This window comes from Spiroplasma endosymbiont of Sarcophaga carnaria, from assembly GCF_964019595.1.
Lineage (GTDB): Bacteria > Bacillota_I > Bacilli_A > Mycoplasmatales > Mycoplasmataceae > Spiroplasma > Spiroplasma poulsonii.
Genome location: NZ_OZ026456.1, coordinates 1,397,607 through 1,413,730, shown reverse-complemented (window position 1 = coordinate 1,413,730; position 16,124 = coordinate 1,397,607). Strand labels below are relative to the sequence as shown.

Annotated in this window: 16 protein-coding genes, 1 tRNA gene and 5 pseudogenes; 4 read left to right on the top strand and 18 right to left on the bottom strand. The window is 24.3% G+C overall.

The window, feature by feature from the left end; translation table 4 throughout:
- Positions 1-44: 44 nt before the first annotated feature.
- From AACK91_RS08135 to AACK91_RS08095, 9 genes and pseudogenes are all read right to left on the bottom strand, one after another.
- Complete coding sequence (locus tag AACK91_RS08135) at positions 45-1,007, bottom strand: IS1/IS1595 family N-terminal zinc-binding domain-containing protein (protein ID WP_338963247.1); 963 nt, start codon at positions 1,005-1,007, stop codon at positions 45-47.
- Between the two features lie 208 nt (positions 1,008-1,215).
- Positions 1,216-3,418: pseudogene (locus AACK91_RS08130) on the bottom strand (spiroplasma phage ORF1-like family protein).
- Between the two features lie 16 nt (positions 3,419-3,434).
- The gene (locus tag AACK91_RS08125; RefSeq protein WP_338963583.1) at positions 3,435-3,671 is read right to left on the bottom strand and encodes a hypothetical protein; all 237 of its coding nucleotides are present in this window, start codon (positions 3,669-3,671) and stop codon (positions 3,435-3,437) included.
- A 50-nt stretch (positions 3,672-3,721) separates the two neighbouring features.
- A pseudogene (locus AACK91_RS08120) lies at positions 3,722-3,982 on the bottom strand (hypothetical protein); the annotation flags it as partial.
- A pseudogene (locus AACK91_RS08115) lies at positions 3,975-4,679 on the bottom strand (hypothetical protein); the annotation flags it as partial. The pseudogenes AACK91_RS08115 and AACK91_RS08120, both read right to left, overlap by 8 nt.
- Positions 4,680-4,779: 100 nt before the next feature.
- Positions 4,780-5,742, bottom strand: coding sequence for an IS1/IS1595 family N-terminal zinc-binding domain-containing protein (locus AACK91_RS08110; protein WP_338963247.1), 963 nt, complete (start codon positions 5,740-5,742; stop codon positions 4,780-4,782).
- 80 nt (positions 5,743-5,822) lie between these two features.
- Positions 5,823-6,140, bottom strand: a pseudogene (locus AACK91_RS08105) (hypothetical protein); the annotation flags it as partial.
- Entirely contained in the window at positions 6,140-6,307 is a 168-nt protein-coding gene (locus AACK91_RS08100) for a DUF2649 family protein (protein ID WP_338966596.1), read from the bottom strand. The gene AACK91_RS08100 and the pseudogene AACK91_RS08105, both read right to left, overlap by 1 nt.
- A 187-nt stretch (positions 6,308-6,494) precedes the next feature.
- Positions 6,495-6,929: pseudogene (locus AACK91_RS08095) on the bottom strand (DUF3627 domain-containing protein).
- 302 nt (positions 6,930-7,231) lie between these two features.
- Here AACK91_RS08095 and AACK91_RS08090 point away from each other — a divergent pair.
- Positions 7,232-8,194 carry an IS1/IS1595 family N-terminal zinc-binding domain-containing protein gene (locus AACK91_RS08090; RefSeq protein WP_338963247.1) on the top strand — a complete coding sequence of 321 codons (963 nt, stop codon included), beginning with the start codon at positions 7,232-7,234 and terminating at the stop codon, positions 8,192-8,194.
- 430 nt (positions 8,195-8,624) lie between these two features.
- Here the strand turns inward: AACK91_RS08090 and AACK91_RS08085 are convergent, their stop codons facing one another.
- From AACK91_RS08085 to AACK91_RS08075, 3 genes are all read right to left on the bottom strand, one after another.
- The gene (locus tag AACK91_RS08085) at positions 8,625-8,876 is read right to left on the bottom strand and encodes a hypothetical protein (RefSeq protein ID WP_338965757.1); all 252 of its coding nucleotides are present in this window, start codon (positions 8,874-8,876) and stop codon (positions 8,625-8,627) included.
- The gene (locus tag AACK91_RS08080; RefSeq protein ID WP_004027793.1) at positions 8,876-9,025 is read right to left on the bottom strand and encodes a hypothetical protein; all 150 of its coding nucleotides are present in this window, start codon (positions 9,023-9,025) and stop codon (positions 8,876-8,878) included. Before AACK91_RS08080 ends, AACK91_RS08085 begins: the two co-directional genes overlap by 1 nt.
- A 107-nt stretch (positions 9,026-9,132) precedes the next feature.
- Entirely contained in the window at positions 9,133-9,288 is a 156-nt protein-coding gene (locus AACK91_RS08075; RefSeq protein ID WP_338966616.1) for a hypothetical protein, read from the bottom strand.
- A gap of 92 nt (positions 9,289-9,380) precedes the next feature.
- Here AACK91_RS08075 and msrB point away from each other — a divergent pair, with 92 nt between their 5' ends.
- Positions 9,381-9,818: a peptide-methionine (R)-S-oxide reductase MsrB gene (gene msrB, locus AACK91_RS08070; protein WP_338965755.1), complete on the top strand. Its 438-nt coding sequence runs from the start codon at positions 9,381-9,383 to the stop codon at positions 9,816-9,818.
- 23 nt (positions 9,819-9,841) lie between these two features.
- Here the strand turns inward: msrB and tig are convergent, their stop codons facing one another.
- The 3 genes from tig to AACK91_RS08055 all read right to left on the bottom strand — a co-directional run bounded on the left by tig (position 9,842) and on the right by AACK91_RS08055 (position 12,202).
- Positions 9,842-11,137, bottom strand: a complete 1,296-nt coding sequence (tig, locus tag AACK91_RS08065) for a trigger factor (protein ID WP_338965753.1) — start codon at positions 11,135-11,137, stop codon at positions 9,842-9,844.
- A 116-nt stretch (positions 11,138-11,253) separates the two neighbouring features.
- Positions 11,254-12,012 carry a DUF3196 family protein gene (locus AACK91_RS08060; RefSeq protein WP_338965750.1) on the bottom strand — a complete coding sequence of 253 codons (759 nt, stop codon included), beginning with the start codon at positions 12,010-12,012 and terminating at the stop codon, positions 11,254-11,256.
- A gap of 113 nt (positions 12,013-12,125) precedes the next feature.
- Positions 12,126-12,202: transfer RNA gene (locus AACK91_RS08055), tRNA-Arg, on the bottom strand.
- 130 nt (positions 12,203-12,332) lie between these two features.
- Here AACK91_RS08055 and AACK91_RS08050 point away from each other — a divergent pair.
- Positions 12,333-13,295, top strand: a complete 963-nt coding sequence (locus AACK91_RS08050) for an IS1/IS1595 family N-terminal zinc-binding domain-containing protein (protein ID WP_338965748.1) — start codon at positions 12,333-12,335, stop codon at positions 13,293-13,295.
- Positions 13,296-13,422: 127 nt separating this feature from the next.
- Here the strand turns inward: AACK91_RS08050 and AACK91_RS08045 are convergent, their stop codons facing one another.
- The 3 genes from AACK91_RS08045 to AACK91_RS08035 form a co-directional block, all read right to left on the bottom strand.
- Positions 13,423-14,127, bottom strand: coding sequence for an ECF transporter S component (locus AACK91_RS08045; protein WP_338965746.1), 705 nt, complete (start codon positions 14,125-14,127; stop codon positions 13,423-13,425).
- A gap of 122 nt (positions 14,128-14,249) precedes the next feature.
- Entirely contained in the window at positions 14,250-14,513 is a 264-nt protein-coding gene (locus tag AACK91_RS08040) for a hypothetical protein (RefSeq protein ID WP_338965745.1), read from the bottom strand.
- 46 nt (positions 14,514-14,559) lie between these two features.
- On the bottom strand, positions 14,560-15,522 hold the full coding sequence (locus AACK91_RS08035) for an IS1/IS1595 family N-terminal zinc-binding domain-containing protein (protein WP_338963247.1): 963 nt from the start codon (positions 15,520-15,522) through the stop codon (positions 14,560-14,562).
- A gap of 111 nt (positions 15,523-15,633) precedes the next feature.
- Here AACK91_RS08035 and AACK91_RS08030 point away from each other — a divergent pair, with 111 nt between their 5' ends.
- Complete coding sequence (locus tag AACK91_RS08030; RefSeq protein WP_338965743.1) at positions 15,634-16,083, top strand: DUF3627 domain-containing protein; 450 nt, start codon at positions 15,634-15,636, stop codon at positions 16,081-16,083.
- Positions 16,084-16,124 lie beyond the last annotated feature (41 nt).

Genomic DNA, 16,124 nt, shown 5'->3' with positions numbered 1-16,124 from the left:
TGAAAACTAATTTTGTGTAAGATTATGATTTTGCTTTAAATTTTTTAAACGTTAAAATATAATACCGTTGATTGTTGGTTTGGTGTTAAACCTTTGTGTTGGTATTTTCATTTTCAGAGCTTTAAATAATTTTGAATATTAGTGAAACCCAAACCATGATAATGAATTAAGGCTTCTTTAAGACTGGATTGTAATTTACTAATCTTATTTAACTTTTGATAACTAGTATCAGGGTTTGTACTAGTTTTGGTGGAATATAGAGTAGAATTTGTTTGTTTTGCTACTAATAAATATAGTGGTTGCATATCAGAAATAATTATTGATTTTTCTTTAATTAGTTGCTTATTCATATTTTCAATAATCCATTGTTTTTGTAATCTTTTGGTATTGGTGGATTGAACAAAAATATTATTATTGCTATCAACCGCCATTTGAATACAGCATTTGGTATCAGTTGAAAATGGATCGAGATGAGTTTTTCGTTTATCAAATTTATCTTTAAAATTGCCTTTATGAATTTCTTTAATAAATGTTTCATCCATTTGGATTTGACCATTTAATTTTTTAAATTTTAACTGTGTATTTTCTAATTGTTTTGATTGCATTAATTTTTGTCGATTATATCAAGCGGTTTTTGGGGTTGTTTTAATAAAACGAGAAATTATTTTACTAGATTGTCCTAACAATGAAATTTGAATTAATAAATTTCACTGTTCATAATTTAAATGACTTCAATAAGTAAAATGATGACGAAATGCATCAAAACTAGCACGACATTTTTTACATAAATATTTTTGTTTTCCTTCGGAATTATGACCATTTTTAACACAATGAAAAGATTTGCAATTAGGACATATAATGCCTTTATCTCTAAATTTTTGATCAATTTCATTTAAACGTTTTTGTTTTTTAATTAAGTCTGCTTGTTGTTTTATTTTTTCATAAAATTCTAAAAATTGATCATCTGTTAAGCTATTTATTAATTCTGTAATTATTTTTTTCATCATTTATTTACCTCTATATATTAAAAATATACCTAATTTTAGGTATATTTTATAAATATCAAGAGTTTTCGACAAAATTAAAGGATTTTATTTGAAACTATAATTTAGTATATCGTTGAAATAAAAACAATGAACCACAAATACCAGAAATTAATAAAGACACAGGACTAATAATTGATTGAAAAGAATAAAAGGACTAACAAGTCCTTTTTTAAATTAATCGAACAAACTTCATAAAGATAATTAATAGGAATATATTTGTTATTGTATTATATAATGCTGGACTAAATTTTCATACCTCAAATGTTTGACTAAAAAAACTATATATTGTTTGAAATATTTTACCAACACCGCTTGCTAATTCGTTTACTTGTTTAACACCGGGAATATTATTTACAATTCAAATTGCAGCATTTTTTATATGACACGCTAAATTATATCAACTACAACTTTCATATTGGGCTTGTCATCATTGTCCATCAGGAAACAACCCGCCATTATTTATTTCTTGTCAGTTATAAATTCCAAAATTAAAATCATAATAACGGTACATATCATTTTCTTTTTGGGCTTGTAATTCAAAAACATTATAACCGATTTTTTGTTCTTCAATTTTTTTGTATTTTAAACCGTATTTATCTTTTAAAGCACCTTCAAAAAAATAACCTTCATTTTGATTAATATTATAATTATTTGCAACTGAAAAATCATAATTAAATACATTACCATAATTAGTATTATAAAAACGATTTTTAAATGCTGAATACAATTTAATGTCTAATTGATTGTATTTATCAGAAAAATAAAAATAACGGGGATAAATTTTAAAACCATTATTTGCTAATAAACCATATTTTTTATTATATCCTTGTACATAAGTATCATTTTCTAAATCAAAAATGGTACGTAAATAATCTTTATAAAAATTTTGGGAAACCGTAAACATACTATTTAATAGTTTTTCAAATTGATTTTTATTAGTATTAGTTTCATCAATTAAAATATCTCTAAAATTAATCAATTTTAAACCAAAAAAATTAATTAAAACAGTATCATACTGTAAATTATCAATATAACCACTTTCAATAAAATTACTGCGATTTTGAAATACGGGTACCAAAGCATGGGTAAAAAAGGCTTTTAAAAATTTATTAATATCAATTTGACCTTTCATCTGTTCAAAAACCATTTTACCAATATTAGGAGAATTACCTTGATAATAATTATAAGTTTCAGCACTAAAATTAAAAGTATCTTCTTTTTCTTTTATGAAAGAAAATAAAAAACCTAAATCATCAGTATACCAATAACTATTTGCATTATTACCATCCCAATATTGTTTAAAATGTGTTAATTCTAAACTACCAGCAATAATATTTTTATTTTCATCAATTGTTAAAATCATCCGATAAATTGATTTTCTAGTTAAAATAACATCAGGTTTTCAATCTAATTTTTCCATATTATTAATAATTTCAAAATCAAAAATTATTCTTTCACTACCCAAATTTGGGTCATCATAGTTTGGATTACCACCTTGCTGAATTCGGATATTTTCTTGTACAATAACATCAATATATTTAAGCAAAAAAGAACGAACATTTTGATAATATTCAGTATATCATTTTAATTTGCCATCATTATCAACAACGGGTAATTCTGGTTCACCGTTTCCATCTCAACGATATACTAAATTATAGTTTCAAATAAAATCTGAATCATTTTTTAAGTGTTGTCATCAAGTGTTTTGATTTTTAATAAAATTATTATCAAAATAAAATTTTGTAAGCAAATATTGACCATTTCTTTTTTCTCCATAAAAATATCATTTATTAGTAGCAGTTAAAATTCTTTATTAGGTGCCTGTGTTCTAGGAATTTGTATTCAAAACTCATTAATCATTTTAACTAATTGTAAATTATCAATACCTCTTTCTAATTTATTAATAACTTCCACAGTATTAAAATACTTAGCAAAAGAATAAGAAAAATTAGTTAATTCTTTTAAAAATTGTTTTTTATCAACATCATAGAATTTATCAATATTATATTGTTTAGCATAAGTATCTCAATTTTTATATAAATCCATAAACTCATCACTAGGCTTATCAAATGAAATTCCCGTTGAATAACTATCCTTTAAAAAGTCTAAATATCATTTATCATTATAAGTTAATGTTTGTGATGTTTTTAGAGTTGGATTAATAAAGTAATTTGTTTCAGACCAGTTTTCAAAAAAACTACTGCGTAAAAACATTGTATTAATAAAATCAGTTTCATTCATTCCCATTGTTTGTTAATTAACAGTATAATTCTGCTGATTTAAGGGTTAAATGCTGTTAAAGTAATAAATGGAATAATTAAACCTAAAATACCTAAAATAGATATGGCAAATAAAGATAATGATTTTTTCATATTTATAATTCAACCCCTAACTATACAATGTTTTTGAAACAATAAACCCAACAATATATAAACTTGATATTGTTAACATTAATGGATGACTAAACAAAATTGCCATTTTACCAAACAAAGAAAGTAAAAAAGTATCTGAGTTATATAAATCCATAATGATATTTTTTGCTGATGTTAATTGATTTATAATCACCGTAATAAAACTAGTACCAAAAATAGCAATTGCAGCAACTAATAAAACTAATCTAATCATTAATCTGTTTCCTTTCACCGACCATTTTTATTAGCCTTATGTGCTTTTTTAACACCACGTACTGTTGAAGCATACAATTTTGATGTATTGTTTTTAACAGTTGAACCTAATTCATTATATTGTGTTCTTGTTCCGTGAATTGCATAAATTGATAACTTAACAACCATAAAAAAGATAATAAAATAAGCAATAGTTGTATTTGTCATTGGTAATTTAGTATTTCAAATTACATCAAAAATAAACAAAAATACATCAAAAATAAAACTAAAAATCTTATCTCAATTATTACTTTCTGATAATAAATTAATCATCTTTATCACTTCCTTTTTCTTTTTTAGGTTTTAAATTTTTTTTCAAAATATCAATATCAAACAATGCTAAACGCTCTTTAACACTTAATTTAGTAATTTCTGACCAATAATATTCTTTATAATTAACTATTTCATCATTTTTTAAATCACGAACAAACTTTAATCATTTACTATCATATTTCTGTGCAAATTCTAATGGAATAATTATTTTAAAAAACTGAATTCCTAACCCAACATCCGACTTATGTTTTTCTCGTTTACCTTCGGCTGTTCGTTCTACTGATTTTGTTTTTCAAATTTCATAATCTGTAATATCTTGAAAAATACCAATTCGCATAATAAAGAAACGATTAAAAAAATTAAATCATTTTTTAGCAATAGGTTTTTTCAATGAAATTGGAATAATAATACCACTTGCTAATTGTCGAATATTATTTCAAATCATACCCTCACGCTGAGCAGTAAATAAAGCACGATTACCAAAATGTCTTGCTAATACAATTCACGGAATTTTACCACTATGAACTTTTTTAACTTCGTGGGGACTAGTTCCATCAATATATAAATAACTTTCATCAAATAAAATAACACTATCATCTGGGGGAACTGGTTTTGTTCTATCTGTAAAATCTAAATTTTTAAATGTTAAAACTTTAACTTTATCATCTTCTAACGGATAATTACTATAAATCTTATCTTTAATTTTGTCGAAAACTCTTGATGAAATAAAAAAAAATCATCAATATGACAATTTGAAAACTAATTTTGTGTAAGATTATGATTTTGCTTTAAATTTTTTAAACGTTAAAATATAATACCGTTGATTGTTGGTTTGGTGTTAAACCTTTGTGTTGGTATTTTCATTTTCAGAGCTTTAAATAATTTTGAATATTAGTGAAACCCAAACCATGATAATGAATTAAGGCTTCTTTAAGACTGGATTGTAATTTACTAATCTTATTTAACTTTTGATAACTAGTATCAGGGTTTGTACTAGTTTTGGTGGAATATAGAGTAGAATTTGTTTGTTTTGCTACTAATAAATATAGTGGTTGCATATCAGAAATAATTATTGATTTTTCTTTAATTAGTTGCTTATTCATATTTTCAATAATCCATTGTTTTTGTAATCTTTTGGTATTGGTGGATTGAACAAAAATATTATTATTGCTATCAACTGCCATTTGAATACAGCATTTGGTATCAGTTGAAAATGGATCGAGATGAGTTTTTCGTTTATCAAATTTATCTTTAAAATTGCCTTTATGAATTTCTTTAATAAATGTTTCATCCATTTGGATTTGACCATTTAATTTTTTAAATTTTAACTGTGTATTTTCTAATTGTTTTGATTGCATTAATTTTTGTCGATTATATCAAGCGGTTTTTGGGGTTGTTTTAATAAAACGAGAAATTATTTTACTAGATTGTCCTAACAATGAAATTTGAATTAATAAATTTCACTGTTCATAATTTAAATGACTTCAATAAGTAAAATGATGACGAAATGCATCAAAACTAGCACGACATTTTTTACATAAATATTTTTGTTTTCCTTCGGAATTATGACCATTTTTAACACAATGAAAAGATTTGCAATTAGGACATATAATGCCTTTATCTCTAAATTTTTGATCAATTTCATTTAAACGTTTTTGTTTTTTAATTAAGTCTGCTTGTTGTTTTATTTTTTCATAAAATTCTAAAAATTGATCATCTGTTAAGCTATTTATTAATTCTGTAATTATTTTTTTCATCATTTATTTACCTCCATATATTAAAAATATACCTAATTTTAGGTATATTTTATAAATATCAAGAGTTTTCGACAAAATTAAAGAATCTTATCTGTTAATAGTTTCATAGTTTGTGATAAATAAGTTAAAAGTAAAGTTTTTCCCGTCCCTAACTTACCAATAATTACTGATAACGGATTATCTCAAACAAAATTAACTAAACGAAAAGCACTCAACTGATAAAATATGTTTTTTCAAACTCATCATACAAAATAAACACATTGCAAAGCAAACAATAATCAAAATACTAAACCAGTATAATTTAATGAAATTATTAAAAGTAATAAATCAATTAAACTAAACAAAATCATTGAACCACTAATATAACAATAATTTTTTAAGAAAAATATAAATTTTTTCATTACTTAAAATACCCAACTATTTTAAAAACCATTCACAATAAAAACCACGTTAAAAATAAAATCACAATTCAAATACCAATCATAAGAGTTAAATATTCATTTTGAGTTAAATTTCAAGTTGTAATAATTTCAACATTCGTTTTATCTATAAACAAAAATACATAAATAAAAAACTATTTTAATTTTTCTCAATCATTTTGCATATTTAAAAACTCCACATTTTCTGAATAAGTTTAAAAAACATCCCCAAAAATAAAACGATAAATAATACAAATGATATGACATATAAAAATTCAGGAGCATTTGAACCAATAATATAACTAACAAATTGAACTCAATAATCATATAAACCCATTAATTTAAGTCCTTCAAGTCATTAATTAATTTATCTACTTTTTCATCACTTCAATTTGTTAAATTATTGTTAGTTGTTTTTACTTTTTGAGGTTCACCAGGAAATATTGCTTTTTTCATTTGTGTAAAATAATTTTATTTGTATTGATTATACAAATTGATTAGTTCTGCTCCAGTTAAATATTTTCACATATGACGTTTTAAATTTTCATCATATTTTACAATAGGATAAGAATTATCATAAATCAAACCGATTGCTACTTGTTCTGAGTGTTTTTCACTCGGATAAATAAATTTATTACTCAACCAAAAACCAATATGACGATTATGATTAGGTAAATTTATAAAACTTGCTTTTTCTGTTTCAAAAACTATCAACTCTTTACGAATAAAATAATTTTCTATATTTTGATTTTTCTTAACAAAATTACTCAATTTTATCAACTCCTAACTAAATATTTATTTAATAAACAATGTTATATTTAATGTTTATATATTGTTTACTTATTGATAAAAACACTGATTATTAACAATGTTATACATAATGCTATATATTTTTTATTTAATGTTTAATAAACAATGTTATTAACAATGTTAAATATATAAAATAATAAAAATTGACACACTGAAAAATACTATTTAATTTTTAATAATAGTCTTTAATTTTGTCGAAAACTCTTGATATTTATAAAATATACCTAAAATTAGGTATATTTTTAATATATAGAGGTAAATAAATGATGAAAAAAATAATTACAGAATTAATAAATAGCTTAACAGATGATCAATTTTTAGAATTTTATGAAAAAATAAAACAACAAGCAGACTTAATTAAAAAACAAAAACGTTTAAATGAAATTGATCAAAAATTTAGAGATAAAGGCATTATATGTCCTAATTGCAAATCTTTTCATTGTGTTAAAAATGGTCATAATTCCGAAGGAAAACAAAAATATTTATGTAAAAAATGTCGTGCTAGTTTTGATGCATTTCGTCATCATTTTACTTATTGAAGTCATTTAAATTATGAACAGTGAAATTTATTAATTCAAATTTCATTGTTAGGACAATCTAGTAAAATAATTTCTCGTTTTATTAAAACAACCCCAAAAACCGCTTGATATAATCGACAAAAATTAATGCAATCAAAACAATTAGAAAATACACAGTTAAAATTTAAAAAATTAAATGGTCAAATCCAAATGGATGAAACATTTATTAAAGAAATTCATAAAGGCAATTTTAAAGATAAATTTGATAAACGAAAAACTCATCTCGATCCATTTTCAACTGATACCAAATGCTGTATTCAAATGGCAGTTGATAGCAATAATAATATTTTTGTTCAATCCACCAATACCAAAAGATTACAAAAACAATGGATTATTGAAAATATGAATAAGCAACTAATTAAAGAAAAATCAATAATTATTTCTGATATGCAACCACTATATTTATTAGTAGCAAAACAAACAAATTCTACTCTATATTCCACCAAAACTAGTACAAACCCTGATACTAGTTATCAAAAGTTAAATAAGATTAGTAAATTACAATCCAGTCTTAAAGAAGCCTTAATTCATTATCATGGTTTGGGTTTCACTAATATTCAAAATTATTTAAAGCTCTGAAAATGAAAATACCAACACAAAGGTTTAACACCAAACCAACAATCAACGGTATTATATTTTAACGTTTAAAAAATTTAAAGCAAAATCATAATCTTACACAAAATTAGTTTTCAAATTGTCATATTGATGATTTTTTTTATTTCATCAAGAGTTTTCGACAAAATTAAAGATAATAGTTATTAAAATATAAAATTAATCATTTATAATTAAATTGATATTTTTGCACTACACACTGCCTACAAATTTTAAAAAGAAAGTAGATATATTTATAAAGAATATTATAAAAATTTATATTCCAAAACTACTATTAATATGACCCTTAATAAAAATATTCTTATTTTTATTAAATCCTACTTTAAAACAATTATTTCATTACTAATAATTTCAATAATAACTTATAGACAGTGTGTAATACAAAAATAAACAACAAAATTATTTAATCAACTCACATAAAAGCTAGTGTGCCATAGCTAAGATATATGATCAATAATAATAAATATTAAAATCCTTTAACCATAACACGGAAAAAGTTTAAAATCTTAATGATAACAAAAATACCAAATGGAATTAAAATAATTCACGCATCACCTAAAAAGGTCATTAATTGTGGTAATACAGCATAAATTGCTTCTTTAACTTTCATCATTGCTTGCCCTAAACCACTTCAAATAGAACCCATTACATCTGAAATAGTAGGTTTATCACCAACTGCTAAAAAATTAATTGCTGTTGTTAAATACATACCTAACATTATTTTTTATCCTCCTTATTTTCAATTTCTTTTTTATCTTTTTTCTTTCCTCGAATTTGGCGAATTTTTTGATAAATTGATAAACCAATTCACGCAAAAATACCTAATATAATAACAACACTAAAAATTGTCGTTAATCAAACTGGCATAACTTATTCCTCCTAAAAATCTAATTTTCGCGGCACGCTTCGCGTGTTCGCTACGCTCAAAATAAACTATATTGAATAAATTACCGCTAATAAATTATGCGGATAATTTATTCATCTTCTTTTTCATTATTAATTACAATATTATTTACCGTATTAATAACATTATCTTTTCAACACTTAGTTACTAAGGACCGTAAAATAAAATAATGTTTTCTTTCCATTAAAAAATCAACTCCTTTCTGAGTTGATTTGTTGCACTTCACTTACACGATGCCTATCCTTAAAAAGATTAAAGTTTTAAGCTTTTATTTTTTATAATGATAAGATTATTCTAATCAAAGAAAGAAGGATTACCATGAAAAAACCTTGAACAACCTTAAACATTACTGATTTAACACCATTAGAATATGAAGTAACGCAAGAAAATGCGACCGAACCACCTTTTCAAAATAAATACTGAAATAATCACGAAAAAGGGATTTATGTTGATATTCTGTCAGGAGAACCCTTATTTGTTTCTTCTAATCAATATGGTGCTGGCTGTGGTTGACCCAGTTTTACCAAACCAATTGATAAAACTTTACTCCAAGAAAAAGTAGATCATTCCTTCGGAATGACACAAACAGAAGTTCGTACTAACAAAACAAAGATTCATTTAGGGCATCGTTTTAATGACGGTCCGCAAGCTGATGGTGAGTTCCGTTATTGTATTAACTCTGCTGCATTACGTTTTATTCCCTTATCAGAGATGACAAATGCTGGTTATGAAGCATATATCCCTTTAATAAAATAAAACTAACAAATGTTAGTTTTATTTTATTCACCGTTATTATCATATAAAAAAGCAAATACTTTATCATGAATTACTTGGTCTTTTACTTGTTGTTCTGATACTAATTTTGTTTCTTTTAATGTTTTTGCATCAATCCCAAATTGTTTACCTAATTTTTCATATTGTGTTTCACATTCTTCGGTGGTTGCAACAATTTTTTCCGCTTGGACAACGGCGTCAACAATAACCCCATTTTCTAAACGATTTTTAGCATCTTTAAATAATTCTTCAAAAATATCTTCTTCAGACATTCCTGTTCGTTTTTTGTAAGTTTTCATATCCATTTGTTGTGCTTGTAGCTTTTGTTCAAACTCATGTTTCAATTGATTAGCTTCTTTCCGGATGATTGATTCTGGTAATGCAATTTCTGAATCTTCAGCAATTAAACGGAATAAGTGCCCAATAAAATGATCATATTCTTGTTTTACTAATTGTTCTTTAATATTATTTTTAACATATTCTTCTAATTTAGCTAAAGTATCAATTCCCTTTAAATTAATATCTTTTGCTAATTCATCATTTAATTCTGGTAACTCTTTTGCTTTTATTTCTTTAATATTTAACTTAAAAACTGCAGGAGCTGATCTCAATTCTTCAACTTGATAATCGGCAGGAAAAGTAACATTAATATCTTTTTGATCTCCTGTTTTTAACCCAATCATTGCTTCTTCAAAACCTGGAATAAATTGATTACTACCAATTTCCAAGGTAAAATCAGTCGCTTTTCCTCCTTTAAATGGTTTATCATCAACAAATCCTTCAAAATCAAAAATAACAGTATCTCCTGTTGTAATTGAAGTTGTTTTTGGTTTAAAAATTGCAAAACGGTTACGTAATTGATCAATGTTATTTTCAATCTCTTCTTTTTTAACTTCAATCTCTTCTTTTTTTAAGTGGTCATGTTTAAACCCAGTATATTTATTAATTTTAACTTCTGGTTTCAAATCAAATTCTAATTCTAAAATGTATTCTGTTCAAGTAATTTTTTTAACACTTGGTGTTGGTGAAGAAAATGGTTCAATCTCTGATTTTTCGTCAAAAGCAAACTGATAAGCTTTATTAACAACCATATGATGCGCGGCATCTAAAATCTTTGCTTCTGTTAAATGTTTTTTTAATAAATCAGCTGGAACTTTTCCTTTTCGAAAACCAGGAATTTCTAACTCATTTGCTGCTTTCGTTTCTGCTTTTTTAACATAATCTGTTCATTCTGTTCCATCAATCGTTACATATCATTTTCCGATTCCTTTATCTTGAATTTTTTCTGCTTTAAATTTCATATTTTACTCCTTACCTAACTATTTTTCACATAAATCATTATAACAAAAAGAATGATTTAAAATAGTTTTTTTATTATTTTTCTTTTATTTTTAGTTGTTTTGTTGCGATATTTAGCCTATAAAGTCTTATTATTTAAGGATAATAAATATTTTTGGACAATTGGTAATGCAACATCAAATTGTTCTGCTAATACTTTAATGGTAATTTTTTCATTATACATTACTTGGCCCTGATAAATAATCGCAACCGCTAACGCTTCAATTTCATTGTTAACAATAAAGTGCGGATATAAATCATAATAATATGTTTCTAATAAATATAAACAAGTATGATATAAACTAGGATTATCGTTATAAACTCATTGGTCTAATAATTGTAGCACTAACTTAACTTGCTCTTCTTCTTGATATGGGGTCATTTCCTGCGGATTTAATTTAAAAAACCCATTTGTTTTTTGAACCTGAAAAACTTTGTTGATTTCTTGTTCTTTTAATAAATATAATAAATAAATTTTAGCAAAATTAGAAACCTTTTTATTAACAAGGTATTTACGAATTACTGGTAAAATTTTACGCAAATTTTGATCCTTCAAATAATGAAAGGCTAATAATTGAGTTTCTTCATCCGTTGGATTTGTTAAAATTTCACTAATTTTTGCAAGGGTTCAAACGGAATTAGGATTTGGTTGTTGTTCAAGCATTTTAGCATTAACTTCTTTTAATAATGTTTCTAACTTCTTTTCGATATTTTGAGGAATATAGGGCATTGTTAACTCGGTTTTAAGCTTTGTTAGTGCGTCATTATAATTACTATTATCAATTAATTCTTCAATTTCATTAATTAATTCATCGTAATAATTTAATGATGTTGACATTTAATAACTCCTCCTCATATTGTTAATTATTTTGTAATATCATTATAACAATTTTAGAAAAAATAAAACCTTATTTAAATTATTAAATAAGGTATTTTTTATTGCAAATTAAATGGCGCCCACGGAGAGATTCGAACTCACGACCCTACGCTTAGAAGGCGCATGCTCTATCCTACTGAGCTACGTGGGCATACCATAGAAATCATAACATACATTAAAGATTATTTTCCTTTAATTTTGCTTTAATTTTGTCGAAAACTCTTGATATTTATAAAATATACCTAAAATTAGGTATATTTTTAATATATGGAGGTAAATAAATGATGAAAAAAATAATTACAGAATTAATAAATAGCTTAACAGATGATCAATTTTTAGAATTTTATGAAAAAATAAAACAACAAGCAGACTTAATTAAAAAACAAAAACGTTTAAATGAAATTGATCAAAAATTTAGAGATAAAGGCATTATATGTCCTAATTGCAAATCTTTTCATTGTGTTAAAAATGGTCATAATTCCGAAGGAAAACAAAAATATTTATGTAAAAAATGTCGTGCTAGTTTTGATGCATTTCGTCATCATTTTACTTATTGAAGTCATTTAAATTATGAACAGTGAAATTTATTAATTCAAATTTCATTGTTAGGACAATCTAGTAAAATAATTTCTCGTTTTATTAAAACAACCCCAAAAACCGCTTGATATAATCGACAAAAATTAATGCAATCAAAACAATTAGAAAATACACAGTTAAAATTTAAAAAATTAAATGGTCAAATCCAAATGGATGAAACATTTATTAAAGAAATTCATAAAGGCAATTTTAAAGATAAATTTGATAAACGAAAAACTCATCTCGATCCATTTTCAACTGATACCAAATGCTGTATTCAAATGGCAGTTGATAGCAATAATAATATTTTTGTTCAATCCACCAATACCAAAAGATTACAAAAACAATGGATTATTGAAAATATGAATAAGCAACTAATTAAAGAAAAATCAATAATTATTTCTGATATGCAACCACTATATTTATTAGTAGCAAAACAAACAAATTCTACTCTATATTCCACCAAAACTAGTACAAACCCTGATACTAGTTATCAAAAGTTAAATAAGATTAGTAAATTACAATCCAGTCTTAAAGAAGCCTTAATTCATTATCGTGGTTTGGGTTTCACTAATATTCAAAATTATTTAAAGCTCTGAAAATGAAAATACCAACACAAAGGTTTAACACCAAACCAACAATCAACGGTATTATATTTTAACGTTTAAAAAATTTAAAGCAAAATCATAATCTTACACAAAATTAGTTTTCAAATTGTCATATTGATGATTTTTTTTATTTCATCAAGAGTTTTCGACAAAATTAAAGTTATTTTCAATAAAATAAGTTTGCTTTTTAAAAATAAATTTCATCAAAAATATCAAAATCATAGAGTGGTTCTTTTTGCTTTGAACTTATGTTTACAATACCAAATTGTTTTTCTAAATGAATAATAACACGATAAATTGCAATAAAAATTGCCCCATTAATTGTAAATTTCAATAAATTAAATGAAATTATCACCGGAACTAAAATACTTTTAAATCATTGAATTGCTTCTGGCGTATAATTTAAAAAGCGCGCATACATATCATAAATAAACAATCAATTAAACAAAGTCATTAAAAATGAAACAGCTATAATTGCTAAAATAACGTTGCTTGTTGTGATTAAATATTCTGTCTTTTTTGAAGTTTTGTTTTTAATTAAACGATTAATTCCTTTTCGAAGAAAAACATCGCCTAATCAAAACACAATTAAAAAAATTAAATCAGCTAACATTAAAGCAAAAACATCAATTGGCCCGTCACCTAAATAAGCTATTCGTAATCAACTAACACTAATTGTTAAAAGACTGGCATAAATAATTCCAACTAACCGTACAGCCCATAACATCAAAAAATCAGTTAATTCTATTTTTAAAAACGGCGCAACAGGAAAAACTGCTAAGTTTAATATTTTACTTAGTCATGATAACAGAACATATAGGGCAATAATAATTGCCGTTGCTGCCACTTTTTTTGTATCTAAACAGAATAATCTTTTTGCTTTGGTTTGCATTTTATCACCCTTTATAATTATAAATTATTTTTAAAAATATACCAAATTTTAAAATAAAAATGGTGTAAAACTAATTTTACACCATTTAATTTAATAATTTTATTATGCTTGTATTTATAAAATTAAATAACCATAATTTTAAATTTAAATTTTGTTTGTGTTTTAGTTCATCCTAAAAAAGTTGGATTAAAAGCAGTAGCCTTCGCTCTAAGTTTAGCATTAATTGTATTATTAATAAATTTAAAATCTAAAAATAATTCACCATATGCAGTAGCATATGTTTTTTTATCATTAGTATATCAAGTGCCACCTATATTTTTATTATTTAATTCCTTTAATTTTGTCGAAAACTCTTGATGAAATAAAAAAAATCATCAATATGACAATTTGAAAACTAATTTTGTGTAAGATTATGATTTTGCTTTAAATTTTTTAAACGTTAAAATATAATACCGTTGATTGTTGGTTTGGTGTTAAACCTTTGTGTTGGTATTTTCATTTTCAGAGCTTTAAATAATTTTGAATATTAGTGAAACCCAAACCATGATAATGAATTAAGGCTTCTTTAAGACTGGATTGTAATTTACTAATCTTATTTAACTTTTGATAACTAGTATCAGGGTTTGTACTAGTTTTGGTGGAATATAGAGTAGAATTTGTTTGTTTTGCTACTAATAAATATAGTGGTTGCATATCAGAAATAATTATTGATTTTTCTTTAATTAGTTGCTTATTCATATTTTCAATAATCCATTGTTTTTGTAATCTTTTGGTATTGGTGGATTGAACAAAAATATTATTATTGCTATCAACTGCCATTTGAATACAGCATTTGGTATCAGTTGAAAATGGATCGAGATGAGTTTTTCGTTTATCAAATTTATCTTTAAAATTGCCTTTATGAATTTCTTTAATAAATGTTTCATCCATTTGGATTTGACCATTTAATTTTTTAAATTTTAACTGTGTATTTTCTAATTGTTTTGATTGCATTAATTTTTGTCGATTATATCAAGCGGTTTTTGGTGTTGTTTTAATAAAACGAGAAATTATTTTACTAGATTGTCCTAACAATGAAATTTGAATTAATAAATTTCACTGTTCATAATTTAAATGACTTCAATAAGTAAAATGATGACGAAATGCATCAAAACTAGCACGACATTTTTTACATAAATATTTTTGTTTTCCTTCGGAATTATGACCATTTTTAACACAATGAAAAGATTTGCAATTAGGACATATAATGCCTTTATCTCTAAATTTTTGATCAATTTCATTTAAACGTTTTTGTTTTTTAATTAAGTCTGCTTGTTGTTTTATTTTTTCATAAAATTCTAAAAATTGATCATCTGTTAAGCTATTTATTAATTCTGTAATTATTTTTTTCATCATTTATTTACCTCCATATATTAAAAATATACCTAATTTTAGGTATATTTTATAAATATCAAGAGTTTTCGACAAAATTAAAGAAAAAAAATGTTTATTAAGGAGTTGATAAAATTGAGTAATTTTGTTAAGAAAAATCAAAATATAGAGAATTATTTTATTCGTAAAGAATTCATAGTTTTTCAGACTGATAAAGCTTCATTTATAAATTTACCTAATCATAATCGCCATATTGGTTTTTGATTAAGTAATAAATTTATTTATCCGAGTGAAAAACATTCAGAACAAGTAGCAATCGGTTTGATTTATGATAATTCTTATCGTATTGTAAAATATGATGAAAATTTAAAACAACATGATTGAAAATTTTTAACTGGAACAGAAATAATTGATTTGTATAATCAATATAAACAAAACTATTTTACGCGTATGCATAAAACATTATTTCAAAATGAACCTAAAAAAGTAAAAACAAATAACAATAATAATTTAATAAATTGAAATGATGAAAAAGTAGAACAATTAATTCGCGATTTAGAAGAATTAGATAATGAGTTTATATAATTATTGAGTTCAATTTGTTAGTTATATTATTGGCTCAAATG